At 71.7% G+C, this 25,347-nt stretch carries 28 protein-coding genes; 24 read left to right on the top strand and 4 right to left on the bottom strand.

Going from position 1 to position 25,347, the window contains the following annotated elements; all coding sequences use genetic code 11:
• The first annotated feature begins 92 nt into the window (after positions 1-92).
• From ACYVLJ_RS06960 to ACYVLJ_RS06905, 12 genes are all read left to right on the top strand, one after another.
• On the top strand, positions 93-1,007 hold the full coding sequence (locus ACYVLJ_RS06960) for a redox-sensing transcriptional repressor Rex (RefSeq protein WP_451982752.1): 915 nt from the start codon (positions 93-95) through the stop codon (positions 1,005-1,007).
• A 73-nt stretch (positions 1,008-1,080) separates the two neighbouring features.
• Entirely contained in the window at positions 1,081-2,388 is a 1,308-nt protein-coding gene (locus tag ACYVLJ_RS06955; RefSeq protein WP_460438095.1) for a glutamyl-tRNA reductase, read from the top strand.
• A 20-nt stretch (positions 2,389-2,408) separates the two neighbouring features.
• Entirely contained in the window at positions 2,409-3,338 is a 930-nt protein-coding gene (gene hemC / locus ACYVLJ_RS06950; RefSeq protein ID WP_451982945.1) for a hydroxymethylbilane synthase, read from the top strand.
• Positions 3,339-3,417: 79 nt separating this feature from the next.
• Entirely contained in the window at positions 3,418-4,950 is a 1,533-nt protein-coding gene (locus ACYVLJ_RS06945) for a bifunctional uroporphyrinogen-III C-methyltransferase/uroporphyrinogen-III synthase (protein ID WP_451982746.1), read from the top strand.
• Between the two features lie 152 nt (positions 4,951-5,102).
• Positions 5,103-6,074: a porphobilinogen synthase gene (gene hemB / locus ACYVLJ_RS06940; protein ID WP_451982743.1), complete on the top strand. Its 972-nt coding sequence runs from the start codon at positions 5,103-5,105 to the stop codon at positions 6,072-6,074.
• 18 nt (positions 6,075-6,092) lie between these two features.
• Positions 6,093-6,635 (top strand): hypothetical protein, encoded by a 543-nt coding sequence (locus tag ACYVLJ_RS06935; RefSeq protein WP_451982740.1) that lies wholly within the window; start codon positions 6,093-6,095, stop codon positions 6,633-6,635.
• Positions 6,632-7,078, top strand: coding sequence for a hypothetical protein (locus ACYVLJ_RS06930; protein WP_460438094.1), 447 nt, complete (start codon positions 6,632-6,634; stop codon positions 7,076-7,078). The genes ACYVLJ_RS06935 and ACYVLJ_RS06930 overlap by 4 nt, the downstream gene beginning before the upstream one ends.
• 13 nt (positions 7,079-7,091) lie before the next feature.
• The gene (locus tag ACYVLJ_RS06925; protein WP_451982734.1) at positions 7,092-7,430 is read left to right on the top strand and encodes a hypothetical protein; all 339 of its coding nucleotides are present in this window, start codon (positions 7,092-7,094) and stop codon (positions 7,428-7,430) included.
• Between the two features lie 62 nt (positions 7,431-7,492).
• Complete coding sequence (locus ACYVLJ_RS06920; protein ID WP_451982731.1) at positions 7,493-8,791, top strand: efflux RND transporter periplasmic adaptor subunit; 1,299 nt, start codon at positions 7,493-7,495, stop codon at positions 8,789-8,791.
• Complete coding sequence (locus tag ACYVLJ_RS06915; RefSeq protein WP_451982728.1) at positions 8,788-9,492, top strand: ABC transporter ATP-binding protein; 705 nt, start codon at positions 8,788-8,790, stop codon at positions 9,490-9,492. Before ACYVLJ_RS06920 ends, ACYVLJ_RS06915 begins: the two co-directional genes overlap by 4 nt.
• Positions 9,489-10,691 carry an ABC transporter permease gene (locus ACYVLJ_RS06910; protein WP_451982725.1) on the top strand — a complete coding sequence of 401 codons (1,203 nt, stop codon included), beginning with the start codon at positions 9,489-9,491 and terminating at the stop codon, positions 10,689-10,691. The genes ACYVLJ_RS06915 and ACYVLJ_RS06910 overlap by 4 nt, the downstream gene beginning before the upstream one ends.
• Before the next feature lie 11 nt (positions 10,692-10,702).
• Positions 10,703-11,233: a hypothetical protein gene (locus ACYVLJ_RS06905; RefSeq protein ID WP_460438093.1), complete on the top strand. Its 531-nt coding sequence runs from the start codon at positions 10,703-10,705 to the stop codon at positions 11,231-11,233.
• On the opposite strand, the gene ACYVLJ_RS06900 is transcribed toward ACYVLJ_RS06905, so the two are convergent.
• Positions 11,230-11,706 carry a TspO/MBR family protein gene (locus ACYVLJ_RS06900; protein WP_451982719.1) on the bottom strand — a complete coding sequence of 159 codons (477 nt, stop codon included), beginning with the start codon at positions 11,704-11,706 and terminating at the stop codon, positions 11,230-11,232. The two genes, ACYVLJ_RS06905 and ACYVLJ_RS06900, sit on opposite strands and share 4 nt — an antisense overlap.
• Positions 11,707-11,766: 60 nt before the next feature.
• Between ACYVLJ_RS06900 and hemL the strand changes: the two genes are divergently transcribed.
• The 7 genes from hemL to ACYVLJ_RS06865 all read left to right on the top strand — a co-directional run bounded on the left by hemL (position 11,767) and on the right by ACYVLJ_RS06865 (position 19,255).
• A complete protein-coding gene (gene hemL, locus ACYVLJ_RS06895; protein ID WP_460438092.1) occupies positions 11,767-13,068 on the top strand; it encodes a glutamate-1-semialdehyde 2,1-aminomutase in 1,302 nt (433 codons plus the stop codon).
• The gene (locus ACYVLJ_RS06890) at positions 13,065-13,691 is read left to right on the top strand and encodes a histidine phosphatase family protein (protein WP_460438091.1); all 627 of its coding nucleotides are present in this window, start codon (positions 13,065-13,067) and stop codon (positions 13,689-13,691) included. The genes hemL and ACYVLJ_RS06890 overlap by 4 nt, the downstream gene beginning before the upstream one ends.
• A complete protein-coding gene (locus ACYVLJ_RS06885) occupies positions 13,688-14,251 on the top strand; it encodes a TlpA family protein disulfide reductase (protein WP_460438090.1) in 564 nt (187 codons plus the stop codon). The genes ACYVLJ_RS06890 and ACYVLJ_RS06885 overlap by 4 nt, the downstream gene beginning before the upstream one ends.
• A gap of 243 nt (positions 14,252-14,494) precedes the next feature.
• Complete coding sequence (locus tag ACYVLJ_RS06880; RefSeq protein WP_451982707.1) at positions 14,495-15,268, top strand: cytochrome c biogenesis CcdA family protein; 774 nt, start codon at positions 14,495-14,497, stop codon at positions 15,266-15,268.
• The gene (resB, locus tag ACYVLJ_RS06875; protein ID WP_460438089.1) at positions 15,265-16,866 is read left to right on the top strand and encodes a cytochrome c biogenesis protein ResB; all 1,602 of its coding nucleotides are present in this window, start codon (positions 15,265-15,267) and stop codon (positions 16,864-16,866) included. Before ACYVLJ_RS06880 ends, resB begins: the two co-directional genes overlap by 4 nt.
• A gap of 3 nt (positions 16,867-16,869) precedes the next feature.
• Positions 16,870-17,838: a cytochrome C assembly family protein gene (gene ccsB / locus ACYVLJ_RS06870; protein WP_460438088.1), complete on the top strand. Its 969-nt coding sequence runs from the start codon at positions 16,870-16,872 to the stop codon at positions 17,836-17,838.
• 76 nt (positions 17,839-17,914) lie between these two features.
• Positions 17,915-19,255, top strand: coding sequence for a MinD/ParA family ATP-binding protein (locus ACYVLJ_RS06865; protein WP_460438087.1), 1,341 nt, complete (start codon positions 17,915-17,917; stop codon positions 19,253-19,255).
• On the opposite strand, the gene ACYVLJ_RS06860 is transcribed toward ACYVLJ_RS06865, so the two are convergent.
• Positions 19,252-19,437 carry a hypothetical protein gene (locus ACYVLJ_RS06860; RefSeq protein ID WP_451982695.1) on the bottom strand — a complete coding sequence of 62 codons (186 nt, stop codon included), beginning with the start codon at positions 19,435-19,437 and terminating at the stop codon, positions 19,252-19,254. The genes ACYVLJ_RS06865 and ACYVLJ_RS06860 overlap by 4 nt on opposite strands.
• Positions 19,438-19,987: 550 nt before the next feature.
• On the bottom strand, positions 19,988-20,200 hold the full coding sequence (locus ACYVLJ_RS06855; protein ID WP_072474890.1) for a BldC family transcriptional regulator: 213 nt from the start codon (positions 20,198-20,200) through the stop codon (positions 19,988-19,990).
• A 280-nt stretch (positions 20,201-20,480) separates the two neighbouring features.
• On the opposite strand from ACYVLJ_RS06855, the gene ACYVLJ_RS06850 reads away from it, so the two are divergent.
• The 5 genes from ACYVLJ_RS06850 (at position 20,481) to ACYVLJ_RS06830 (ending at position 24,472) form a co-directional block, all read left to right on the top strand.
• Positions 20,481-20,954, top strand: a complete 474-nt coding sequence (locus ACYVLJ_RS06850) for an Lrp/AsnC family transcriptional regulator (RefSeq protein ID WP_451982692.1) — start codon at positions 20,481-20,483, stop codon at positions 20,952-20,954.
• A gap of 11 nt (positions 20,955-20,965) precedes the next feature.
• Positions 20,966-21,241 carry a DUF4229 domain-containing protein gene (locus ACYVLJ_RS06845; protein WP_451982689.1) on the top strand — a complete coding sequence of 92 codons (276 nt, stop codon included), beginning with the start codon at positions 20,966-20,968 and terminating at the stop codon, positions 21,239-21,241.
• Positions 21,238-22,314, top strand: a complete 1,077-nt coding sequence (gene cds1 / locus ACYVLJ_RS06840) for an L-cysteine desulfhydrase Cds1 (RefSeq protein ID WP_451982686.1) — start codon at positions 21,238-21,240, stop codon at positions 22,312-22,314. Before ACYVLJ_RS06845 ends, cds1 begins: the two co-directional genes overlap by 4 nt.
• A 121-nt stretch (positions 22,315-22,435) precedes the next feature.
• Positions 22,436-23,791, top strand: coding sequence for a DUF7405 family protein (locus ACYVLJ_RS06835; protein WP_460438086.1), 1,356 nt, complete (start codon positions 22,436-22,438; stop codon positions 23,789-23,791).
• 336 nt (positions 23,792-24,127) lie between these two features.
• Positions 24,128-24,472 (top strand): response regulator transcription factor, encoded by a 345-nt coding sequence (locus ACYVLJ_RS06830; protein WP_460438085.1) that lies wholly within the window; start codon positions 24,128-24,130, stop codon positions 24,470-24,472.
• On the opposite strand, the gene ACYVLJ_RS06825 is transcribed toward ACYVLJ_RS06830, so the two are convergent.
• Positions 24,469-25,338: a 1,4-dihydroxy-2-naphthoate polyprenyltransferase gene (locus ACYVLJ_RS06825; RefSeq protein WP_460438084.1), complete on the bottom strand. Its 870-nt coding sequence runs from the start codon at positions 25,336-25,338 to the stop codon at positions 24,469-24,471. The genes ACYVLJ_RS06830 and ACYVLJ_RS06825 overlap by 4 nt on opposite strands.
• Between the last annotated feature and the right edge of the window lie 9 nt (positions 25,339-25,347).

Here is a 25,347-nt window from a genome sequence, read left to right as displayed (position 1 = left end):
CATCGAACCGGACCTCGTGCCCTGGGTCAAGACACAGTTCGGAACGGCCGTGGCGATGGCCGCCGGGTGCACAGCGGGCAGGAGACGACGGCGTGGTGACACAGCGGGGGAGGCGCGACGAAGCGGGCTCCCCGGGCCGGCCGCCGCGACGGCCCCGCCGGCAGGGCACCCCGGACGCCGACAACGCGCCCACCGCCGAGATCCCGGCCGTACCCGCGCACGGGAGCGCCCGCAACGGGGATGCCCCCGAGGCCGTCCGGGCGAAGTCGATCCCCGAAGCCGCCGTCGCCCGGCTCGCCGTCTACCTCCGGGTGCTGTCCGGAATGTCGGAACAGGGCGCGACGACCGTTTCGAGCGAAGAGCTCTCGCAGGCGGCCGGCGTCAATTCCGCGAAATTGCGCAAAGACCTCTCCTACCTCGGCTCGTACGGCACCCGCGGGGTCGGCTACGAAGTCAGCGTCCTGGTCAGCCAGATCGAGCGGATCCTGGGCCTGACCCGGCAGCACAAAGTGGCCGTGGTCGGGATCGGCAACCTCGGTCACGCCCTGGCCAACTACGGCGGCTTCCCGGGGCGCGGGTTCCCGGTCGAAGCGCTGTTCGACCTGGACGCGGACCTGATCGGCGTGCCGGTCGGCGGCCTTCCGGTGTCGCACGTGGACGACATCCCGCGGGTGTGCGCCGAGCGCGGCATCTCCATCGGCGTGATCGCCACCCCGCCGACCGCCGCGCAGTCGGTCTGTGACCGCCTGGTCGCGGGCGGTGTCCAGTGCATCCTCAACTTCGCCCCGGTCGTGTTGCAGGTTCCTGCTCACATCGAGGTCCGCAAAGTGGATTTGGCTGTGGAGCTGCAGATACTCTCGTTCCATGTGGCCCGCCGCGCGGACGACGCCGCCGGTAATCAGGGCAATTCCGGATTACCCGGTGCGGGCCTGCCGTCCGAGAATGGCAAGGGCGGGCGGAACGGTTCGGGTCCGGACGGCGGACGGGAAATGGTGGTGCGCTCATGAGCGAGCTTGCGAGTGAATCATTCAACACAGCGCGCTCGCTGATGCGGTCACTGAGCGGCAGCGAGGTGACGGCATGAGCGTGTTGGCGGTCGGTCTCTCGCATCGCAGCGCGGAGCTGAGCACGCTCGAGCGCGTCGCGGTGCCGGCGCCCGAGGTCGGCAAGGTGCTCGACGAGCTGCAGCAGGCCGAGCACGTCAGTGAGGTCATGCTCGTCTCGACGTGCAACCGCATCGAGGTCTACGCCGTCGTCGAGACCTTCCACGGCGGCCTCGACGACGTCACCCGCGTGCTGTCCCGCCAGGCCGGGGTGGAACCGGCCGACCTCTACGACAGCCTGTACGTCCACTACGCCGGTGCGGCCGTCGAGCACCTGTTCTCGGTCACCTCGGGCCTGGACTCGATGGTCGTCGGCGAGACGCAGATCCTCGGGCAGGTCCGCTCCGCCTACGCCACCGCGCGCGAGGCCGGCACCGTCGGCCGCACGCTGCACGAGCTGATCCAGACCACGCTGCGCGTCGGCAAGCGCGTGCACTCCGAGACCGGCCTCGACCAGCTGGGCGCGTCGGTCGTGTCCGAGGCGCTCGCCGCGGCCGGGGACGTCGCCGGCAAGCACGCGGTCATCGTCGGCGCTGGCTCGATGGGCGCGCTGAGCGCGTCGCAGCTGCGCAAGGCCGGGATCGGCGAGATCACCGTGGCCAACCGCACCGACGCCCGCGCCCGCCGGCTCGCCGCGAACGTCACCGAGCAGGGCGTCCCCGCCCGTGCGATCCCGCTGTCCGCGGTCGCCGACGCGGTGCGCGACGCCGACGTCGTGATCTGCTGCACGGGCGCGCAGGACGCCGTCTTCGGGCCGGAGCACGTGCTGCCGCGCGGCGGCCGCGACCTGGTCGTCTGCGACCTGGGCCTGCCCCGAGACGTCGACCCGGCGGTCGGCGAGCTGGCCGGCGTCCGCGTCGTCGACCTCGCCACCATCCAGCGCCGGATGCGCGAAGCCGGCACCCCGACCACCGAGCGTCAGACCGCCAAGGCGACCGGGATCGTGCTCGACGAGGTGCGCGACTACCTCGCCGGGCAGCGCAGCGCCGAGGTCACCCCGACCGTGACGGCGTTGCGCCGCCGCGCCGCCGAGGTCGTCGACGCCGAGCTGCTGCGCCTCGACCACCGGCTGCCGGACCTGGAGCCGGGCGTCCGGGAAGAGGTCGGCCGCACCGTCCGCCGGGTGGTCGACAAGCTGCTGCACGCACCGACGGTGCGGGTCAAGCAGCTGGCCGCCGATTCGGCCGACACCGACTACGCGAACGCGTTGCGAGAACTGTTCTGCCTCGACCCGCAGGCCCCCGCCGCGGTGGCGAGCCCGAAGCCCCCACCGGAGAAGAAGTAGTAGTGACCAGAGTCATTCGCATGGGCACGCGCGGCTCGAAGCTCGCGCTGACCCAGACCGGGACGGTCGCCGACGCGCTGCGCGCCCAGGGCGTCGAGGTCGAGATCGTCAAGGTGACCACCCCCGGCGACAAGTCGATGGCACCGATCGCGACGATCGGCGTCGGCGTGTTCACCTCCGCGCTGCGCGAAGCCTTGCTGCGCAACGAGGTCGACGTCATCGTCCACTCCTACAAGGACCTGCCGACGGCGCCGGAGCCGGGCATCACGCTCGCCGCCGTGCCGCCGCGCGAAGACCCGCGAGACGCGCTGATCGCGCGGGACGGCCTGACTTTGGGCGAGCTGCCGCCGGGGTCCACAGTGGGCACCGGGGCCGCCCGGCGCACCGCGCAGCTGCGCGCGCTGGGTCTCGGTTTGGAAATCGTGCCGATTCGCGGCAATATCGACACCCGCATGCGCAAGGTGACCGACGGCGAGCTCGATGCCGTGGTGCTCGCGCGTGCCGGACTGGCCAGGGTCGGACTGGTCGAGGCGATCACCGAGACCCTCGACCCGATCCAGATGCTGCCCGCCCCCGCCCAGGGGGCGCTGGCAGTGGAGTGCCGGTCCGCCGACGTGGACATCGAGCAGCTGCTCGCATCCACAGTGGACGACGAGGGCACGCGGGTCGCGGTGACGGCCGAGCGGGCCCTGCTGGCCGCGCTCGAGGCGGGGTGCAGCGCGCCGGTGGGCGCGCTCGCCGAGATCGTCGAAGATCTCGACGCCGAGGGCAAGGTCGTGGAACGGATCTCGCTGCGCGGCACCGCCGCGGCCGAAGGCGAGAACGGCGCGGTGGACATGGTCCGGGCCTCCGCGCTGGCCGACAAGGACCAGGCCGCCCAGCTGGGCAAGGACCTGGCCGCCGAGCTGCTGGACCTGGGCGCCGGAGTCTTCTCCGGCCCCGCGCAGTAGCGCCCCCGAGGGCGCTTCGAAAGACGTGTAGGAGACCTGTGGCCCTGCGATCCCGCATGGCCGCCGCAAGAGGAGAGAGATGACCCCCGCGCGAAAGACCACCGGGCGCGTAGCGTTCGTGGGCTCCGGCCCCGGCGACGCCGGCCTGCTCACGGTCCGTGCCCAGGAACTGCTCGCCAAGGCCGAGGTCGTGGTGACCGACCCCGACGTGCCGCAGGCCGTGCTGGCCATGGCCGCCGAGGGCGCCGAGGTCCGGCCCGCCGTCGGCGAGGCCGCCGAGGTCGCCAAGGACCTGACCGCCGAGGCCAAGGCCGGGCGGCTGGTGCTGCGGCTGATCGCGGGCGACCCGCTGACCACCCCGGCCGTCGTGGCCGAGGTGCAGGCGGTCGCGCGCACGAGCGCCGTGTTCGACGTCATCCCGGGCGTTTCGCCGGGCGCGGCCGTCCCGGCGTACGCCGGCGTCGCGCTGGGCGGCACGCACACCGAGGTCGACGTCCGCGGCGACGTCGACTGGGCGGCCCTGGCCGCCTCGCCGGGCCCGCTGGTGCTGCACGCGACGTCGGCCCACCTGGCCGAGGCCGCTTCGGCGCTGACCGGCAACGGCCTGCCGTCGTCGACCCCGGTCGCGGTCACCGCGAACGGCACGATCAACACCCAGCGCACCCTCGACACCACGCTCGAGAAGGTCGCCAACGACGCGGGTGAGCTCGTCGGGCCGCTGATCGTCACGATCGGCCAGGCCGCCGGCCACCGCTCGAAGCTGTCCTGGTGGGAGTCGCGCGCGCTGTACGGCTGGAAGGTCCTGGTGCCGCGCACCAAGGAGCAGGCCGGCGAGATGGCCGAGCGCCTGCGCGGCCACGGCGCGACGTCGCACGAGGTGCCGACCATCTCGGTCGAGCCGCCCCGCAGCCCGGCGCAGATGGAGCGCTCGGTCAAGGGCCTGGTCGACGGCCGTTACCAGTGGATCGTCTTCACCTCCACCAACGCGGTCCGCGCGGTGTGGGAGAAGTTCGAGGAGTTCGGGCTCGACGCCCGCGCGTTCTCCGGCGTGAAGATCGCCTGCGTCGGCGAATCGACCGCGGCGAAGGTGCGCTCGTTCGGCATCATCCCGGAGCTGGTCCCCTCGGGCGAGCAGTCCTCCGAGGGCCTGCTGGCCGAGTTCCCGCCGTACGACGACGTGCTCGACCCGGTCGACCGCGTGCTGCTGCCGCGGGCGGACATCGCCACCGAGACCCTGTCGGCCGGCCTGCGTGACCGCGGCTGGGAGATCGACGACGTGACGGCCTACCGGACCGTCCGGGCCGCCCCGCCGCCCGCCGAGACCCGCGAGATGATCAAGACCGGCGGGTTCGACGCGGTCTGCTTCACCTCGTCCTCGACCGTGCGGAACCTGGTCGGCATCGCCGGCAAGCCGCACACCCGCACGCTGGTCGCGTGCATCGGCCCGAAGACCGCCGAGACCGCGGTGGAGTTCGGGCTCCGGGTCGACGTCCAGCCGGAGAAGGCGGACGTCCCGCACCTGGTGGACGCGCTGGCCGAGCACGCCGCCCGGCTTCGCGCGGAGGGCGCGCTGCCGCCGCCGCGCAAGGCGAAGCGGGCCCGCCGCTCCTGACGTAGTGCGTGACGAAGGCCGCTCCGGTTCGCCGGGGCGGCCTTCGGGCGTTTCGGCCCCGCTGGTCGGCGTGGGTGCGTTCACCGTGCCGGGGCCGCCGCTGGGCACCCTTGCGGAACCCCGCCGGAGCGCGCCGGAGTAACTTGGTAAGGGTGTTCCCCGAGCATCGTCCCCGCAGGCTCCGCACCACCCCGGCCATGCGCAGGCTGGTGGGTGAGACGACGCTGCGGCCACGCCAGCTGATCCTCCCGATGTTCGTCGCCGAAGGCATCGACGCGCCGCGGCCGATCTCGAGCATGCCGGGGGTCGTCCAGCACACGCGGGACACCCTGCGGAAAGCCGCCGTCGACGCGGTCAACGCCGGCGTCGGCGGGCTCATGCTCTTCGGCATCCCGAAGACGCGGGACGCCGAGGGCTCCGGGGCCGTCGACGAGAACGGCATCCTCAACGTCGCCCTGCGCGACCTGCGCCACGAGCTCGGCGACGCGACCGTGCTGATGGCCGACACCTGCCTCGACGAGTTCACCGACCACGGCCACTGCGGTGTCCTGGACGCCGACGGCGCGGTCGACAACGACGCCACGCTGCGCATCTACGCCGAGATGGCCGTCGCGCAGGCCGAAGCCGGGGCGCACGTGCTCGGGCCGTCCGGGATGATGGACGGCCAGATCGGCGTCATCCGCCGGGCGCTCGACGAGGTCGGGCACAGCGACAAGGCGATCCTCGCCTACTCCGCGAAGTACGCGAGCGCGTTCTACGGCCCGTTCCGCGAGGCCGTCGACTCGCAGCTCAAGGGCGACCGCAAGACCTACCAGCAGGACATGGGCAACGCGCGCGAGGCGCTGCGCGAGATCGAGCTGGACCTCGCCGAGGGCGCGGACATGGTCATGGTCAAGCCCGCGCTGTCCTATTTGGACGTCGTCAAGGCGGCCGCGGACATCTCGCCGGTGCCGGTGGCGGCGTACAACATCTCGGGCGAGTACGCGATGGTCGAGGCGGCCGCGGCGAACGGCTGGCTGGACCGCGAGCGCACGATCCTCGAGGTGCTGACGTCGATCCGCCGGGCGGGCGCGGACCTGATCCTCACGTACTGGGCCACCGAAGCCGCCGCCTGGCTGGACTGAACGGTTAGAGTCACCGCCGTGGCGGACAAAGACACCGAGGATCTCAGCGGTCTCACCGACGACGAACGGCGCAAACGCGGCCGTTCGCCCGACCCGGTGCTGCCGGGCCAAAAGGCCCCGAAGGCGGCACCGCCCCGGCCGGTGGCCATCTCGTTCTGGCTGTGGCTCGCCGGCGGCGTCGTGCTGATCCTCAGCTACGTCCAGCTGCTGAGCAGCAAGTCCGCGGTGATCGACCAGTTCGTCAAGGCGACGAACGACCCGAAGTACACGCCGCAGACGATCGCGGACGGCGTCACGGCGCTGCTGTGGTACCTGCTCGGCGGCGCGGTCGTGTTCGTGCTGCTGTTCCTGCTCTTCGCGTACAAGGCGCGCGAGGGCACCCGCTCGGCGCGGACGGTGCTGACGATCCTGCCGATCGTGATGCTGCTGCTGATCATGACGATCGCGCCGATCATCAACTACCTGACGCTGGTCGCGGTGCTGGTGTTCGTGGTCGCCCTGGTCATGCTGTACCTGCCGTCGGTGGCGGGCTACTTCCCGAAGGCCGGCAAGAAGCCGTGAGCGACCGGCTCTACGCCGAATCGGGCGTGAGCTGGGGGGCCATCGCGTGGGGCCCGGTGTTCGCGCTGCTCGGCGCGCTGGCGGAGCTGGCCACGGGCGGCCCGGTGCACGTCGTGGGTTGGCTGATGGTCGGGTTCGGCCTCTGCGTCATCACGGTGCCGTGGGTGTACGCCCGGCGCCGGTTCCTGTCGCTGGAGGTCACGACGAAGCAGCTGCGCCAGGGCCGCGAGAAGGTCCCGGCCGACCAGCTCGCCTCGGTGACGGACGTCGGCGCGCCGGTGGGCGCCCGCGTCCTGGGCGGCGGCTGGGCGGTGCCGCGGAAGTACGACTCGCTGCCGGTGGAGCTGGCGGACGGCACGGTGGTCGTGGCGTGGGCGAAGGACGTCGAGGCCCTGCGGGACGCGCTGGACCGGCTCGTCCGGGCGACGCCGGGGCAGGCATGAGAAAATCCCCGCTGTGATCGACCTTCCGCAGCCCACCGGGGCCGAGCTCTGGCCGCCGGAAGAACCCGGCCCGCGCGCACGGCTGCACAAGCCGTGGCGGACGCTCGTCGCCGTCGTGGAGGTCCTGCTCGCCGTCGCGGCCGGGTGGGCCGCCTACGCGTGCTGGCACGGCGGGATCGCCACCGTCGTCACGCACACCGACGACGGCGCGACGCTCGAGTCGCACCGGTACTTCGGCGGGCTGCTCGCCGCCGCCATCGGGCTGGGCACGGTGGCCGCGATCCTGCTGGTCGACGCGGTGCGTCAGCTCTCGCTCGCGGTGCGTGCGCGCCACCGCGAGCCCAAGGCCTGATACACAGCTCCCGCACAGGGAACGAACAGTCAATTGCTAAGCAGCGGCACCAAGGTTGCCGCATGACGCGCGTGCGTGCCTCGAAGGCATGGGTGATCAACGGTGCTCTGGTCGTGCTGCTGGCCGGAGCGGGATTCGGGATATACCAGGCATTCAGCCCGTCCCAGACCACGGCGCAGGCCCAGACGCGCAGCACCCCGGTGCGCCGCGCGACGGTCACCGAGACCATCTCCGCGGCCGGGACCCTCGCGAGCAGCTACACCGGCGCGGCGAACTTCGCGACGGCCGGGAAGGTCACGTCGATCGACGTGAAGGTCGGCGACGTCGTCAGCGCCGGGCAGAAGCTCGCCACCGTCGACAGCACGCAGGCCGCGAAGCAGCTGCAGGTCGCGAAGGCGAACCTCGCGGTCGCGCAGGACAGCCTGGACACCGCCGAGACGGCCGAAGCCACCCCGGCGACCGGGCCGAACAGCCAGAACTCCGCGCAGTCCGCCGCGAACAACGTCACCTCGGCGCAGGCGAAGCTCGACCAGGCCCAGCTGGACGTCCAGACGGCGCAGACCGCCCTCGACAACACCACGCTCTACTCGCCGGGCTCCGGCACGGTCACCGCGGTCAACGGCTCGGTCGGCCAGCAGTCCTCCAGCGGGTCCGCCGCGAGCAGCCAGGCGACGTCGAGCAGCGGCGGCAGCGGGCAGGGCGGCCAGGGCTCGTCGAACTCGAACAGCTCGTCGTCGAGCAGCAGCTCCAGCAGCAGTGGCTTCATCACCATCACGAACATGACCGGCCTGGTCGTGAACACCTCGGTCGCCGAAATCGACATCAGCAAGGTGAAGACCGGCCAGAAGGCCACCGTGACCCTCAACGCGCTGCCCGACCAGCCGATCCAGGCGACCGTCTCCAGCATCAACCTCACGCCGACCACGAGCGGCAGCGTCGTTTCCTACGGCGCGCAGCTGGCGCTGACGAGCCCGCCGGACGGGCTGCGGCCCGGGCAGTCGGCGAGCGTCGTGATCACCGTCGCCGAGGCGCAGAACGCGCTGAGCGTGCCGGCCGCGGCGGTGACGACCGTGGGCAGCAACAACATCGTCACCGTGCAGGCGAACGGCCAGAACGTGACGCGCCAGGTGCAGGTCGGCATCCGCGGCGAGTCGACCGTCCAGATCACCTCCGGGCTCACCGAGGGCGAGAACGTCGTGCTCACCGCGACGGCCGCGACCGGGACCACCGGCGGCAACGGCCGGACCGGCGGCACGGGCGGCACCGGCGGGTTCCCGGGCGGCGGGACCGGCGGCTTCCCCGGCGGCGGAACGCGCGGTACGGGCACCGGCGCCGGCGGCGGTTTCGGCGGCCGCGGGTGAACCCGGTGATCGCGGTCTCCGGACTGCGCAAGACCTACGGCGCCGGCGAGACGGCCGTGCACGCGCTGCGCGGCGTCGACCTCACCGTGTGGCCCGGCGAGTACGTCGCCATCATGGGGGCCTCGGGCTCGGGCAAGTCGACGTTGCTGAACATGCTCGGCTGCCTCGACGTGCCGTCCTCGGGCAAGTACCTGCTCGACGGCTTCGGCGTCGACAAGCTCAACGAGCGCCAGCTGGCCCTGCTGCGCAACCGGAAGATCGGCTTCATCTTCCAGTCGTTCAACCTCGTCCCGCGCACGACCGCGTTGTCCAATGTGGAACTTCCGCTCGTCTACAGCGGACTCCGGCGGGCCGAGCGGCGGCGCCGCGCGCTCGCCGCGCTCGACATGGTCGGGCTGTCGGACCGGGCCAAGCACCTGCCGAGCGAGCTGTCCGGCGGGCAGATCCAGCGCGTCGCCGTGGCGCGGGCGCTGGTCACCGGCCCGGCGATGCTGCTGGCCGACGAGCCGACCGGCAACCTCGACCGCCGCAGCACCGAGGACGTCCTCGGCGTCTTCGACCGGCTCAACTCCCTCGGCCGCACCATCGTCGTGATCACGCACGAGGACGAGGTCGCCCACCACGCGCACCGCGTCGTGCGGGTCGACGACGGCCTCATCGTGTCCGACGAAGTGACCCGCGCGGTGGGGGCGGTCTCGTGAACCTCTTCGAAATCCTGCGCTTCGCCGTGCGCGGGCTCACGGCCAACAAGCTGCGCTCGTCGCTCACGACGCTCGGCATCACCATCGGCGTCGCGGCGGTGATCCTGCTCGTCGCGGTCGGCAACGGGGCCTCGGCGGCCATCGCGGCCAGCATCCAGGGCCTCGGCACCAACGTCGTCAACGTCTCCCCGGCCCGCGGCGGCGGGCAGAGCGCGTCGGCGCGGCCGCTGACCGTCCAGGACGCGCACGCGCTCGTCGACCCCGTCGGCGCGCCGGACGTCAAGGCCGCCTCGCCGGTGGTCAACACCACGGCGACCGCCACCTACGGGCAGACGTCGTACGACATCTCCAGCGTCGCGGGCACCGAACCGGCCTACTTCACGACGACCAACCGCGACCTCGCCCAGGGCCAGCTGTTCACCGGCGAGGACGTCACGGCCGCGCGGAAGGTCGTCGTCCTCGGCCCGACGACCGCGCAGTCGATCTTCGGCACCGAAGACCCGGTCGGCAAGAACGTGCTGCTCAACAGCATCCAGTTCACCGTGATCGGTGTGCTGCAGGCCAAGGGCAGCACCGGGCTGCAGAACGCCGACGACGTCGCGATCGCGCCGATCTCGGCCGTCCAGAACTCCCTCGCCGGCTACGGCAGCCTCAACCAGATCGCCGTCCAGGCCACCAGCGCCGACTCGGTGTCGCTCGCCCAGTCCGAGATCACCGCGATCCTCAACGCCCGCCACGGCATCCGGCTCGGCGGCACCGCCGACTACCAGATCCAGAACTCCGAGCAGCTCCTCGCGACCCGGACGTCGGCGACCGAGACGTTCACCGTGCTGCTGGCCGCGGTCGCGGCGATCTCACTGCTGGTCGGCGGCATCGGCGTCACCAACATCATGCTGGTCACGGTCACCGAGCGGATCCGCGAGATCGGCATCCGCAAGGCCATCGGCGCGCCGCGCTCGGCCATCCTCGGCCAGTTCCTCGCCGAGGCGACCATGCTCAGCCTGTTCGGCGGGCTGCTCGGCGTCGCGATCGGGATCATCGGCAGCCGGTTCACCATCTCCGGGATCAAACCCGTCGTGGTGCCCTCCTCGATCCTGCTCGCCTTCGCGGTGTCCGCCCTGATCGGGCTGTTCTTCGGCAGCTTCCCGGCGAACCGGGCCGCCAAACTGAGGCCCATCGACGCCCTGCGTCACGAATAAGGAGTCTTCGCATGTCTTCCTCCACCACGAACCCGCCGACCGCGGAGGAGATCGTCGCCAGCCCGGCGGTCGAAGGGGATCTCAACGCCGAAATGCGCCGGGCCGCGAAGCCGTTCTCCCGCACGACGCTGGTGCTGGCCGGGCTGGTCGTCCTCGCGATCGCCTTCGGCGGCGGGGCCTGGACGCACGCGGCGTTCGGCTCGTCGTCCGGCAGCGGGTCGACGCCGTCGGCGCGCCAGAACGGCGGCACCCAGGCCGGGGGCACGCAGGCGGGCACCGGCCAGCAGGGCGGCGGGTTCCGCGGCGGGGGCGGCCGCGGCACCACCGGGACCGTCGACCGCGTCGACGGCACCACTGTCTACGTCAAGACCGTGCAGGGCGACGACGTCAAGGTGTCCACATCGGACTCGACCACGGTCGGCGTCACCCAGCCGGGCAAGCTGGCCGACCTCAAGCCGGGCGCGACGGTGGTCGTGCAGGGCCAGGCGGGCCAGGACGGCACGGTGACCGCGCAGGCCATCACCCAGCAGGCGGCGCGCTAGTTCAGGACGACGATCGCGGCGGTGAGGGCCGTCGCGTAGAGGATCCAGGCCAGGTAGGGCACCAGCAGCGCGGCGGCGGCCTTCGAGCGGCGGCCGAACAGGACGATCGTCACGACCACGACGACGTCCAGCACGGCGATGTCGACCAGCGCCGCCTTCGCCGCGCCGCCCTCGAAGAACAGCGGGGTCCACAGGAGGTTGGCCAGAAGGCCGATGCCGTACGCGGCGAAGCCCCGCGTCTCGCCGTCCGTGCGCCAGTACAGCCAGCCGGCCAGCGCGATCATGACGTACAACACCGTCCATACCGGACCGAACAGGCCGGCCGGCGGCGCCCACGACGGCAGCTCGAGCCGGGCGTAGACGTCCTTGGCCGAGACGGCGGCCAGGGCACCGACGACCGCGACCACGGCGACGACGCCGAAGAAGCAGGCCAGCACCAGCCACGGGTTGCGCTGCGGGACACGTTCGGTCACCGGCTGTTCCCCTCCCGGGCGGCGTCCGGCCATCTTAGGCGGGTTTGCCACACTGGACAGGTGAGCAACGGAACCGAGCAGTCCAAGGCATGGTTCGAACGCGCGAAGGCGGCCGTCCCGGGCGGGGTGAACTCGCCGGTCCGGGCGTTCAACTCGGTCGGCGGCACCCCGCGGTTCATGGTCCGCGGCGAGGGCCCGCACCTGTGGGACGCCGACGGCAACCGCTACGTCGACCTGGTGTCGTCGTGGGGGCCGATGATCCTGGGCCACGCCCACCCGGCGGTGGTCGAGGCGGCGCGCGCGGCGGCGGTGTCCGGGCTGTCGTTCGGCACGCCGACGATCGGCGAGGTCGAGCTGGCGGAGGAGATCATCAACCGCGTCGAGCCCGTCGAGCAGGTGCGCCTGGTCAACTCGGGCACCGAAGCCACGATGAGCGCGATCCGGCTGGCCCGCGGGTTCACCGGCCGCTCGAAGGTCGTGAAGTTCGCCGGGTGTTACCACGGTCACGTCGACGCGCTGCTCGCGCAGGCCGGCTCCGGCGTCGCGACGCTCGGGCTGCCGACGTCGCCGGGCGTCACCGGGGCGCAGGCCGCCGACACGCTGGTGCTGCCCTACAACGACCTCGACGCCGTCCGGAAGTCCTTTGTGGACAACCCGGGGGAGATCGCCGCGGTGATCACCGAGGCCGCGGCCGGCAACATGGGCGCGATCGCGCCGGACGAAGGCTTCAACGCCGGGCTGCTGGAGATCGCCCGCGAGCACGGCGCCCTGCTCATCATGGACGAGGTCATGACCGGCTTCCGCGTCTCGCGCGCGGGCTGGTTCGGCCTCGAAGGCGTGGCCGGCGACCTCTACACGTTCGGCAAGGTGATGTCCGGCGGGCTGCCGGCGGCGGCCTTCGGCGGCCGCGCCGACGTGATGGCCAAGCTCGCCCCGGGCGGGCCGGTCTACCAGGCCGGGACGCTGTCCGGGAACCCCGTCGCGGTGGCCACCGGCCTCGCGACGCTGCGCGCGGCCGACCACGCCGTGTACGCGGCCCTCGACGCCAACGCGAAGCGCCTCGGCGACCTCTTCCACCGCGAACTGGGCAACGCGGGTGTCGCGCACCACGTCCAGTACGCGGGCAACCTGGTCAGCGTGTTCTTCGGCGACCGGCCGGTCCGCGACTACGCGGGCGCGCAGGCGTCCGAGACCTGGCGCTACCCGGCGTTCTTCCACGCGCTGCTCGACGCGGGCGTGTACGGGCCCCCGAGCGCGTACGAGGCCTGGTTCGTCAACGCGGCGATGGACGACGAAGCGTTCTCGGTGATCGAAGCGGCTCTGCCCGCGGCGGCTCGCGCGGCGGCGGAGGCGGTCAAGTGACCACCGTCGTCCACCTGCTTCGGCACGGCGAAGTGCACAACCCCGAGAAGATCCTCTACGGCCGGCTGCCAGGCTACCGGCTCTCCGAGCGCGGACAGCGGCAGGCGCTCACGGTCGCCGAGGCCGTCGCCGGCCACGACCTCGTGCACGTCGTCGCGTCGCCGCTGCAGCGGGCGCAGGAGACGGCCCGCCCGATCGCCTCGGCGCACCGGCTCGACATCGCGACCGACGAGGGCCTGATCGAGGCCGGCAACCAGTTCGAGGGCCTGCACGTCGCGGTCGGCGACGGCGCCCTGCGGGAGCCGAAGCACTGGCCGAAGCTGGTCAACCCGTTCAAGCCGTCGTGGGGCGAGCCGTACCTCGAGATCGCGCACCGGATGCTGGGCGCGGTCCACCGCGCGCGGGAGGCGGCGCTCGGGCACGAAGCTTTGTGCGTCTCGCACCAGCTGCCGATCTGGACGCTCCGGCGGTTCCTAGAGGGCAAGAAGCTGTGGCACGACCCGCGCCGCCGCCAGTGCTCGCTGGCGTCGCTGACGTCGCTGGTCTTCGACGGCGACGAGCTGCGCGAGATCGTCTACAGCGAGCCGGCGGGCACCACCGACCCGAAGGTGACCGGGGCATGAAACGGCTTCTTGGCGCGGCGCTCGTCGTGCTGGCCGTGGCCGGGTGCAGCAGCGGCAAGGACGCGGTGGTGCAGGGGAGCAGCTTCAGCTTCGTCTCCCCGGGCGGCAAGGTCGACATCACCTACGACCTCGCCCAGCGCCAGACCGCGCCGGTGCTGGCGGGCGAGGACCTGATGAACGAGGGCAAGCAGCTGTCGCTCGCGGACTACCCGGGCAAGGTCGTGGTGCTCAACCTGTGGGGCCAGTGGTGCGGACCGTGCCGCACGGAGGTCCCGGAGATGGAGGCGGTCGCGAAGCAGGGCGTCCAGGTGGTGGGCATCGACGTCCGCGACCCGGCACGCGAGGTGGCCCAGGACTTCGTCCGCGACCGCAAGCTGACGTACCCCTCGATCTACGACCCGGACGGCCGGGTACTGCTCAAGCTGAGCGGCTACCCCCGCAACATCATCCCGTCGACGATCGTGCTGGACAAGCAGCACCGGGTGGCGGCGGTGTTCCTGCGGCCGGTGCTGGCCCAGGACCTCCTCCCGGTGACCCAGCGCCTGAACACGGAAGCCTGAGCAAGCGCCCATGGGTCTTCTCCGGCGGCCGGAGGCAGAACTGGCACCCCACCCAGACCCCAACCACCCCGATCCGAAGCCAGAACACCGCCGGCGGTAGTCACAATTTGGGCTTCGGGGTGGTGGGCCCCCGCGGAAGCAGCGGCGGAACCCGCGGGACCAAGGTCCTGAACTGCTGTGACCGAGGTCCTGTGAACCGGCCCCGGAGTTCTCACCGGGACCTCACTGCCTACCCTCAACGGGGTGAACTCCGTTACCGAGCTGGCGATCTCCGGACCGCTGCTGCTCGCCGCGGGCGTCGCGCTGCTGGCCGGAACGATCTCCTTCGCCTCGCCGTGCGTGGTGCCGCTCGTGCCGGGGTACCTCGCGTACCTCGCCGCGCTGGTCGGCGCGGACGCCCCCGCGGTCAGCGCGGACGAAGACCGCAAGAAGGGCCGCTGGGCCGTCTTGGGCGCCGCGCTGCTGTTCGTGCTCGGGTTCACCGTCGTCTTCGTCGCCACGCTGGGCACCCTCGTCTGGCTGGCCGACACCCTCGTGGTCAACCAGGACCTGCTCCAGCGCATCGGCGGGGTCCTCACCATCGCGATGGCGCTGGTGTTCCTCGGCTGGATCCCCGGCCTGCAGCGCGAGGTCCGCTCGCACCGCGTCCCCGGCGGCGGGGTCTGGGGCGCCCCGCTGCTCGGCGCGATCTTCGGCCTCGGCTGGACGCCCTGCATCGGCCCGACGCTGTCGGCCGTCACGACGCTGGCCAGCGCGACCGGCGGCGCCGAGGTCCGCGGCTACCTGCTCATCGCCGTCTACTGCCTCGGCCTCGGGCTGCCGTTCCTGCTCATCGCGCTCGGCGCCCGCTGGGCCGTGCGCGCCACCGACTGGGTCCGCCGGCACGGCCGCCAGGTGCAGGTCTTCGGCGGCGCGCTGCTGATGATCGTCGGCATCCTGCTGGTCACCGGCGTGTGGGGAGATCTGATGGGCTGGCTGCGCAACGAGCTAGCGGGCAACCTGGAGCTGCCGCTGTGACCACCACGGAAGCGCCGCCCGCGGCCCCGAAACCGCCGCACAACACGCCGGTCAAGCGCGCCTTCGCCTTCCTCCGCAACACCTGGCGCGGCCTGACGTCGATGCGCACCGCGCTCGTCCTGCTGTTCCTGCTCGCCCTGGCCGCGCTGCCGGGCGCGCTCCTGCCGCAGCGCAAGCTCAACGCCCCCAAGGTCGACGAGTACATCAGCGCGCACGGCTGGTGGGGCACCCTGCTCGACAAGCTCGAGTTCTACGACGTCTACTCCAGCATCTGGTTCTCGGCGATCTACCTGCTGCTGATGATCTCCCTGGTGGGCTGCCTGACGCCGCGCACCTTCGAGTACGTCAAGGCGATGCGCGCCAAGCCGGTGCTGACCCCGCGCAACCTGGCCCGGATGCCGCACTACCGGCTCGGCCGCGGCAAGTCCGACGTCGACGCCGAGATCGCGGCCGTCCACAAGCGACTGTCCGGCTGGCGCCGCGTCGAGCGGGAGGAAGCCGACGGCGTCCGCACGATCTCCGCCGAACGCGGGTTCCTGCGCGAGACCGGCAACCTGCTCTTCCACTTCAGCATGCTGGGCCTGATCGTGTTCTTCGCGCTGGGCAAGCTGTACGGCTACGAGGGCCAGGTCATCGTCCAGGCCGACGGCAGCACGTTCTGCAACTCCGGCATCTACAACTACGACTCCTTCAACGCGGGCCTGCGCGTCGACGGCACCGACCTCGACCCGTTCTGCGTGAAGATCAACGACTTCACCGTGCGGTACACCCCGGCCGGCGAGCCGGAGTACTACCACTCGAACATCCAGTACCAGTCCGGCGAGGACCTGGAGACGAACACCTGGAAGCCCTACGGCCTCGAGGTCAACTCGCCGCTGCGCACCGCGGGCGACCGCGTCTACCTGCTCGGCCAGGGCAACTCGCCGCAGTTCACGGTGACCTTCCCGAACGGGGAGAAGCGCACCCAGAACACCCAGTGGCGCACGGTCGACCCGACGACGATGCTCGCCGAGGGCGCGACGAAGTTCGACCAGCCCGGCATCACCGACGAGGTGCAGCGGCGCACCCGCCAGCTCGCCATCACCGGCCTGTTCGCGCCGACGGCGTTCATGCACGGGAACGTGCTGACGTCCTCGGCGCCGGAGGTGAAGGACCCCGCGGTCGCCGTCGACATCATGCGCGGCGACCTCGGCCTGGACGCCGGGCGCGGCCAGTCGGTGTTCGAGATCGACCAGTCCCTCGTGGACGACGGCCGGCTCAAGAAGGTCGCCCGCGAGAACCTGAAGGTCGGCCAGGAGATCACGCTGGACGACGGCACGAAGATCCGCTTCGACGGCGTCAACCACTGGGTCTCCCTCCAGGTCTCCCACGACCCGACGCAGGGGTTCGTGCTCGGCTTCGCCATCGCGATGTTCCTCGGCCTCGGCGCGTCCCTGCTGGTCAAGCGCCGACGGCTGTGGGTCCGGGTCAAGCCGGGCACCGAGGACGACCCGGGTACCGTGATCGAGGTCGCCGGACTGGCCCGCACCGACCAGGCGGGGTACGGCGAAGAGTTCCACCGGATCAGTGAACGCCTGATCAGTGGTCAGAAGGGCTGAGGCATGCCGATCAACGAGACGCTGTCGACCTACAGCGACTGGCTGTACACCACCGCCGCCGCGATCTACGTCGTCGCCCTGATGATGACGCTGGTCGAGCAGGGCTTCGGCGCCAAGGGCCGGCTCGCCACCGAGCGGGCGAAGCTCCGCGCGCGCGAGCTCGTCGGCGCCGGCGGGCCGCCGGCCGAGGAGGCCGAGGCCGCGCAGCGCACGACCGGCCGTCCCGAGCGGATCGGCAAGATGGGCGCGTCGCTGCTCGTGCTCGGCGCGCTGCTGCAGCTGTCGGCGATCGTGCTGCGCGGGCTCGCCGTGCACCGCGCGCCGTGGGGCAACATGTACGAGTACGGCATGGCGGTCACCTTCATCACGGTGGTCACCTGGATCGTCGTGATGGGGAAGTTCCCGGTCCGCCACCTCACCGGCTTCCTGCTGCTGCCCGTCGTGATCCTGATGTTCATCAACGGCACGCTGCTGTACACCACGGCCGCGCCGGTGCAGCCCGCGCTCCAGTCGTACTGGCTGGTCATCCACGTCTCGGCGGCCATCATCGGCTCCGGCGTGTTCCTGGTGCCGGGTGTCGCGAGCGTCCTGTACCTGTTCCGCTCGGCCTACGAGAAGGACGAGACGAAGTTCGCCCGGTTCGCGTCGAAACTGCCCGCGGCCGACGTCCTCGACCGGATCGCCTACCGGACGACCATCTTCGCCTTCCCGGTCTTCACCTTCGGCGTCCTGTGCGGCGCGGTTTGGGCCGAGTCGGCCTGGGGCCGGTTCTGGGGCTGGGACCCCAAGGAGACCGTCGCGTTCATCGCCTGGGTGATCTACGCAGCCTACCTGCACTCGCGGGCGACCGCGGGCTGGCGCGGGGCCCGGGCCGCGGCGATCAACATCGTCGGGTTCGCCGCGATGATCTTCAACCTGTTCTTCGTGAACCTCGTCACGGCGGGCCTGCACTCGTACGCCGGGGTGGGCTGAGCAGAACGCGGGGCCGCCGACTACCGTCGTCCTCAGGGGGAGTGATGTCGGGCGGAGTGCGCGGAGGTTTACACCGGTGACCGGACCCAATGAAGAATCGGCTCCTGGCCACCCCGAACAGGCCGAGCCGGCCGCTGCGCCGCAGCAGCAGCCGGGGCTGTTCGCCGAGGACCGGACGGACTCGCACCCGCATCCGGAGACCTCGGGTGCCTACGACGTGCAGCCGACGCAGGCCGTCACGCCGCCGCCCAACCCCGCGGTGTCCGGGCCCCACCAGGTGCCCAACCCCGCGGTGTCGGGCCCGCACCAGGTGCCCAACCCGGCCGTTTCGGGCCCGCACCAGGTGCCCCAGGGCCAGTACGGCTACGACCAGAACCTGCCGCCGCTGCAGCCGCAGTACGCGCAGGGCCAGTACCCGCAGCAGCAGCCGTCCGGGCTCCCGCAGCCCCAGGGCGGCCGGCACGCGGCGCCCCCGCAGGGCCACGGCCACGACCTGTCGACCGCGCACCTGGTCAAGCAGGTCAAGCGGCCGCCGCAGTCCGGCTGGCGCAAGGCCGTCTACGTCGGGTCCGGCAAGCTGATCAACCCGGGCGAGAGCCCGGCGGACACCCAGCGCCGCGACCTCATCGCGCGCGTCAACCAGCCGCTGCGCGGGTGCTACAAGATCGCGATGCTCTCGCTCAAGGGCGGCGTCGGCAAGACCACGGTGACGACGACGCTGGGCGCGACGTTCGCCTCGCTGCGCGGCGACCGCGTGGTGGCGGTGGACGCCAACCCGGACCGCGGCACGCTGTCGCAGAAGCTCCCGCTGGAGACGACGGCGACGGTCCGCCACCTCCTGCGCGACGCGGCCCGCATCACGCGCTACAGCGACGTGCGGTCGTACACGTCCCAGGGCTCCAGCCGGCTGGAAATCCTCGCGAGCGAGCAGGATCCGGCCGTTTCCGAGGCCTTCTCCGAGGACGACTACCGGCGGACGGTCAACCTGCTGGAGCACTTCTACAACATCGTGCTCACCGACTGCGGCACCGGCCTGATGCACTCGGCGATGAAGGGCGTCCTGGACGTCGCGGACGCGCTGGTCGTGGTGTCGTCGGGCTCGGTCGACGGCGCCCGCAGCGCGTCGGCGACGCTGGACTGGCTCGAGGCCCACGGCTACGGCGAGCTGGTGAAGCGCTCGGTCGCGGTGATCAACTCGGTCCGTCCGAAGGGCGGCTCGGTCGACCTGGACAAGCTTTCGGCGCATTTCGGCGCGAAGGTCCGGGCGGTCTGCAAGATCCCGTTCGACCCGCACCTGGAAGAAGGCGCGGAAATCGAGCTGGACCGGCTTTCGGGTGACACGCGCCTGGCCCTGCTGGACCTGGCGGCGACGGTGGCCGACGGCTTCGCGACCCCGCTTTCGCAGGGTTACCGCTAGTCGTCTTCGTCCCGGCGCTTGCGCTGCTGTTCGGCCAGCTGGCGCAGGAAATCGGGATCGTCGTCCGGGGCGATCGGGGCCCGGCGCGGAGCCGAGGTGACCCCGATCCGCTGGCCGGCGAACGACCGCCACAGGAGCAGGGCGACGACCAGCGCGCCGACCGCCGCGAGCAGAGCGAGCATGCCGGATCCTTCCGTGTGGGTCCCCCGAGGTTAACCCGTCGGACCGGGTTTCGGCCCGAACCCCGTCGAGCGGGGTGACGACCGGAACACGAAAGGCCGCACCGGGGCGGGAAAAGGTTTCCCATTACCTGAATACGGCTCCGCTGCGCGGATGGTTCGCAGGAAGCCGTGAGGCCTCGCGACCCGGGCGATTCGGCGCAGAAGTACCCGAACGGCTTGCGACAGCGCTCGAACGGGCTGCGAGTGCCGCGCGGGCCGGCGGGAGCGGTCGCGCAGGATCATTGATCGCATCTGCGGCGGGGCCTGTTCGCCGCGCGGGCCGGGGGCCGGCGGGAGTGGCCGCGCAGGATTGTTGATCGCACCTGCGGCGGGGCCTGTTCGCCGTGCGGGCCCGGGCGCGGCTGGGGGTTCGCCGGGCGCGGTCCATCCCCGCGGCGTCGGAACATCGTCCGTCGGGGCACCCGCGGCGGCGGGGACCGCGAAACACGAAGGGCCGCGGCGGGGCGGGGGAGGTCCCCCGTGCCCGTCACGGCCCTGGCGTCCAGGTGGATCAGGCCTTGCGAGCCGGTTCGCTGGCGTCCGTGGTCAGCTCCGCGAGGAGCTCGTTGACCTCGGACTCCCGGAACCGCCGGTGCCCGCCCGGGGTGCGGATCGAGCCGATCCGGCCCGCCGTCGCCCACCGGGTCACCGTCTTCGGGTCCACCCGGAACAGCGCCGCCACCTCGCCAGGGGTGAGCAGGCGTCCGCCCATCGTCGCGGTCATTTTCCGCCTCCTTAACGACCTCACTGCTATACCGGAGGCGTCCGGGCCCTTCTGGCCCGTTCCGCCGGGGTAGCCAACACGGCAATCGTTGCACTTCACCCGTCGGGTACTCGAACGGTTGTCCAAGAGTAAAGAGCCCTTAAAGGTCAAAACGGACACCTTGCTTACGTTCTGCAACTAAATTTCCGGTGACGTGACGTGCGAAGACGTCATTCCACCGGGGCATCGGCGGCCGGGCGTGGTGCCAATGGGGGATTGTCCAACCGCATAGAGTGATCCCGTGGATCAGTTGGACCGGAAGATCATCGCGGCCTTGCGCATCAACGGACGGGCCACCTACGCCGATCTCGGGCGGGCCGTCGGGCTGTCGGCGTCGTCGGTGCACGAGCGCGTGGGCAAGCTGGAGGCCGCCGGCGTGATCACCGGCTACCACGCGGTCGTCGACCCGAGCTCGGTCGGCCTCGGCGTCACCGCCCTCGTCGGCATCCATCCGACCGACACCGCGACCGACGAAGACGTCGCCGACGCGCTCGGTGAGCTCGACGAGGTCGAGAGCTGCTACGCGGTGGCCGGGGACGAGGCCTTCGTCGTCAAGGTGCGCGTGCCGACCGTCGACGAGCTCGAGCGCACGCTGGGCCGCCTCCGCCGCATCCCCGGCGTCGGGCGGACGAACACCACCGTCGTGCTCTCGACGCGCTTCGAAGGCCGTCCGAACAACGCGGGCCTGCAGAAGGACCGTGCGGGCGGGGCGTAACCTGCGTTGATGTGAGCACCAACTTGCCGCGTGACCTGACGCTGTACCTCCTGGCGCGGTTCGTGCTGGTCGGGGTGATCGCGTGGGGCCTGACCCTGGCGACCGTGCCCCTGCTGGTCGCGCTGGTCGTCGGCCTGGTCGTCGGGCTGCCGCTGGGCCTGCTGCTGTTCCGCCCGCTCAACGCCCGCGTCACGGCCGGCCTGGCTAAGCGCAACGAGAAGCGCGCCCGGGCCCGCGCCGACCTGCGGGCGCAGCTGCGCGGCGACACCCCCGGCCGCACCGAATGAGCCACGCGCGCAGCTGGGTCCGCGAGGCCGTCCGGATCATCGAGGCCGACGCCAACCGCAGCGCCGACACCCACCTGCACGTCTTCCCGCTGCCTCCGGAGTGGGGCATCGACCTCTACCTGAAGGACGAGTCCGTTCACCCGACCGGCTCGCTCAAGCACCGGCTGGCCCGTTCGCTGTTCCTGTACGGCCTCGTCAACGGCCAGATCGGGCCGGACACCGTGCTCGTCGAGGCCTCCAGCGGGTCGACCGCCGTGTCCGAGGCCTACTTCGCCCGCATGCTCGGCCTGCGCTTCATCACCGTCGTGCCGCGGCGCACGTCGAAGGAGAAGGTCGCGCTCATCGAGTTCTACGGCGGCGAGTGCCACTTCGTCGACGAAGCGCCGGCGATGTACCCCGAGGCGGAGCGGCTCGCGGCCGAGTGCAACGGCCACTACCTCGACCAGTTCACCTACGCCGAGCGCGCGACGGACTGGCGCGGCAACAACAACATCGCCGAGTCCGTCTTCGCGCAGATGCGCTCGGAGCGCCACCCGGTGCCGACGTGGATCGTCGTCGGCGCGGGCACCGGCGGCACGAGCGCGACCTTCGGCCGGTACGTCCGCTACAAGCGGCACACGACGAAGATCTGCGTCGTCGACCCGGAGAACTCGTCGTTCTACGGCGCTTGGGAGACGGGCGCGCTCGACTACGCCACCGGCATGCCGTCGCGGATCGAGGGCATCGGACGGCCGCGCTGCGAGCCGTCGTTCGTGCCCGGCGTCATCGACGAGATGTTCCGGATCCCCGACGCCGGTTCGCTGGCGGCCATCCGGCTGCTGCGCGAGCGCACCGGGCACTGGGCCGGCGGCTCGACCGGCACGAACCTCTACGGCGCGTTCCGGCTCATCTCCCGGATGGTCGAGGACGGCCAGGCGGGCAGCGTCGTGACGCTGCTGTGCGACGGCGGCGAGCGGTACGCGCACACGTACTACAACGACGAGTGGCTCGACCAGCAGGGACTCGACCTGGCGCCGCACGCGGCGCTGTTCGAGGAGTTCCTGACGACCGGGAAGTTCGTCCCCGAAGACTGATCCCTTGTGGACGGCCGGGTACCTGGGGTTTCCCCGCATACCCAGGTTCTTCTCGTCATGGCGCGGGAAGATCTACGGTGGCTCCGCGCCGACGAGGGGCGGCGGGTCCCCGGAGGTCGCCGTGTCCGTTGTCCCGGAACGTCCCGTGTCGAAGTGCCCGCTCGCGCACCGCTCCGGCGGTGACGCGGGAGCGAGCATCGTCCCTATCCTGTCCCGTCCGGTCGACCGCCGGACCGCCCTGCACCGCACCGGGGTCGTCGCCGGGGCGATGGCCGCGCTCGGCACGCTCGACCTGGTGTCCGGCTTCGCCCGGCTGCCGGTGCGCCTGGCCTGGGCCGACACCGACGTCGCCTTCCCCGACGTCCAGTTCGACCTCGGACCGTTCATGCCGCCCGCGCAGACGATGGACGGCGTCCCGGTCGGGATGCCGCCGATCCACACCACGTTCGTCACCGCGCGGCTGAGCCGGGCACCGTCCAAAGCGGACGCCGGCCGGATGGAAAGCGCTTTGCGCGCCATCGAAAGCAACTACCCGTACGCGCCGGGCGGCGTCTTCACGCACGTCGCCTACAGCGACAGCTACTTCGCGCGGTTCCCCGCGGCGCTGGTGAACGCGAACATGCCGCGCACGCTCGCCGGACCCACCGACGTCGCGCCCGGGGCGCGCGTCCTCGAGCTGCGGCGGCCCGAGTTCACCGTGCCGCTGGTGCTGGAGGACAACGACGTCCTGTTCACGATCCGCGGCGACGACTGGAGCTACGTGGCCGACGTCGTCGCGTGGCTCGGCGGCAGCGGCCGGCTCGTCGGCCGCCCGATCGCCTCGCCGCGGTTCGACGCGGGCATGACGATCACGTCGTCGCGCGCGATGTTCGTGCAGATGGGGCTGCCGCGGGTACCTGGCCGACGCCGGCAGGCTGGCGTTCGCGTCGTTCGTCAGGTCGACGCGAGCGCGCCGCCGCAGGACGTCACCTTCGCCGGCGGGCACGGGATCCGGCTGACGACCGCGCAGTCGGGCGGGTACTTCGACAACGGTGCGGTGCAACACCTTTCGCACGTCCTGCTCGACCTGCAGCAGTTCTACGTGGACGGCCGCGACCCCGACGAGGACGTCGACCACCGCGAGAACTTCGCCGAGCGGCTGCAGTACGTGTTCCAGTCACCGCCCCAGGTCCCCGAGGACCCGGCCGACCCGTTCCTCGACGGCGGCGGCCCGCGCACCCTCGGCATGCGCGGCGGACTGCCGAAGGCCGGCCGGTCCACCTCCGCATCGACGGACCCGGGTTCGACGCGATGGACGTCCGCGGCGGGTGGAACACGCCGAAGCTGCAGTTCTCCGGGTTCTTCCCGAGCGCCGACTTCTTCGCGGACCTCCGGCGCAGCCAGGCTTCCGTGGATCTGCTGGACGAATTCGACCTGGCGGAGGAAGAGCACGGCCTGGAACGTTTCATCACGGCGACCCGGCGGCAGAACTACCTGATCCCGCCGCGCGCCTGTTCCGTGAGCTGCTCGCGGACAACCTGGCGCGCGTGCCCGGGGTCGCCGTCGTCGGCGCCGTGCCGTCGCGCACCCGGCTGGCCGAAGTGTGCGAGGGCCGCACCCCCGACGTCGCGGTCTTCGAGGCCGACGCGCGGGACCTGGGCCCCCTGCCTTCGCCGGTCCGCCTGGTCGGCCTGTGCGACGACGACCCCGCCGTGCCGGCCGCGGGGACGGCCGCCGTCGTGCCGTACGGCAGCGGCCTGCGCGTCCTGCTCGACGTGATCAAGCAGAGCTCCGAGCCGGCCCGGACGCCGCCGCTGACCACACGGGAGCGGCGGTGCTCGGGATCAGCCCGCGGACCGTCGAGAACCACAAGCAGCAGATCTTCGCGAAGCTGGACGTCCACAGCCAGGCGCACGCGGTCGCGCACGCCGTCCGGCTCGGCCTGGTCGGTGCGCCGGCCGAGGCGCCGGGGCCGTACCCGTTGTCGCTGACGCGGCGCGAGCGCGAGATCCTGACGTCCATCGGCTCCGGCCACACGACCCGCCAGACCGCGTCGGAACTCGGGATTTCGGCGCGGACGGTGGAGAACCTGCAGGGCGCGTTGTTCCGCAAGCTGCGGGTGCACACCCGGGCCGCGGCGCTCGTCGCCGCCCGCGACCTCCGGCTGATCGAGGTCTAGAAGCTCAGCGCGACCGCGGCCAGGATCGCCCACGCCAGCATGGCCAAGCCCGTGTCCCGCAGGGCCGGGATCAGCGCGCGCCCCTGCTGCCCGCTGCCCACCGCGCGGACCGACTTCAGCAGCATCGGCGCCGTCACCAGCGTGATCAGCACCAGCGGCCGGTCGATGCCGAGGACGATGCTCAGCACGTACGGCACCGCGAGCAGCACCAGGTACAGCCGGCGGGTCCCGCCGTCGCCCAGGCGCGTGGCGAGGGTGCGCTTGCCGGACTCGATGTCGGTCGGGATGTCGCGGAGGTTGTTGGCCGTCAGGACCGCCGTCGAGAAGGAGCCGACCGCCACCGCGCAGGCGAGCGCGGCCCAGCTGACCCGGCCCGCCTGGACGTAGACCGTGCCGAGCACGCCGGCCAGCCCGAAGAACACGAACACGGCGATCTCGCCGAAACCGTAGTAGCCGTAGGGCTTCTTGCCGCCCGTGTAGAACCACGCGCCGAGGATGCACAGCGCGCCCATGACCAGCAGCCACCAGTGCCCGCTGGAGAGCACGAGGACCAGGCCCAGCACCCCGGCCAGGCCCAGCGCGGCCAGGGCGGACCGCAGCACGGCTTTCGGCGCGGCGACGCCGGAACCGACCAGCCGCAGCGGGCCGACGCGGTTCTCGTCCGTGCCGCGGATGCCGTCGGAGTAGTCGTTGGCGTAGTTGACGCCGACGATCAGCGAGAGCGAGACCAGCAGCGCCAGAACCGAACGCCACCACGAGAACCCGTCCAGCGCGATCGCCGCGCCGACGCCCGCCACGACCGGGGCCACCGCGTTCGGCAGCGTCCGGGGCCGGGCCCCCTCGATCCATTCGCTCACTGTCGCCATGGCGCCATT

It is taken from the genome of Amycolatopsis stemonae, from assembly GCF_054781455.1.
This window is presented reverse-complemented; position numbering and strand designations above follow the sequence as displayed.

Coding starts and splice junctions, on each gene's coding strand:
- ACYVLJ_RS06945 (WP_451982746.1), top strand. CDS start 3,418: ATGACCCCCGCGCGAAAGACCACCGGGCGCGTAGCGTTCGTGGGCTCC.
- hemC (WP_451982945.1), top strand. CDS start 2,409: ATGGGCACGCGCGGCTCGAAGCTCGCGCTGACCCAGACCGGGACGGTC.
- ACYVLJ_RS06855 (WP_072474890.1), bottom strand. CDS start 20,200: ATGACCGCGACGATGGGCGGACGCCTGCTCACCCCTGGCGAGGTGGCG.
- ccsB (WP_460438088.1), top strand. CDS start 16,870: ATGCCGATCAACGAGACGCTGTCGACCTACAGCGACTGGCTGTACACC.
- ACYVLJ_RS06920 (WP_451982731.1), top strand. CDS start 7,493: ATGACGCGCGTGCGTGCCTCGAAGGCATGGGTGATCAACGGTGCTCTG.
- cds1 (WP_451982686.1), top strand. CDS start 21,238: ATGAGCCACGCGCGCAGCTGGGTCCGCGAGGCCGTCCGGATCATCGAG.
- ACYVLJ_RS06825 (WP_460438084.1), bottom strand. CDS start 25,338: ATGGCGACAGTGAGCGAATGGATCGAGGGGGCCCGGCCCCGGACGCTG.
- ACYVLJ_RS06955 (WP_460438095.1), top strand. CDS start 1,081: ATGAGCGTGTTGGCGGTCGGTCTCTCGCATCGCAGCGCGGAGCTGAGC.
- ACYVLJ_RS06905 (WP_460438093.1), top strand. CDS start 10,703: ATGTCTTCCTCCACCACGAACCCGCCGACCGCGGAGGAGATCGTCGCC.
- ACYVLJ_RS06885 (WP_460438090.1), top strand. CDS start 13,688: ATGAAACGGCTTCTTGGCGCGGCGCTCGTCGTGCTGGCCGTGGCCGGG.
- ACYVLJ_RS06860 (WP_451982695.1), bottom strand. CDS start 19,437: ATGCTCGCTCTGCTCGCGGCGGTCGGCGCGCTGGTCGTCGCCCTGCTC.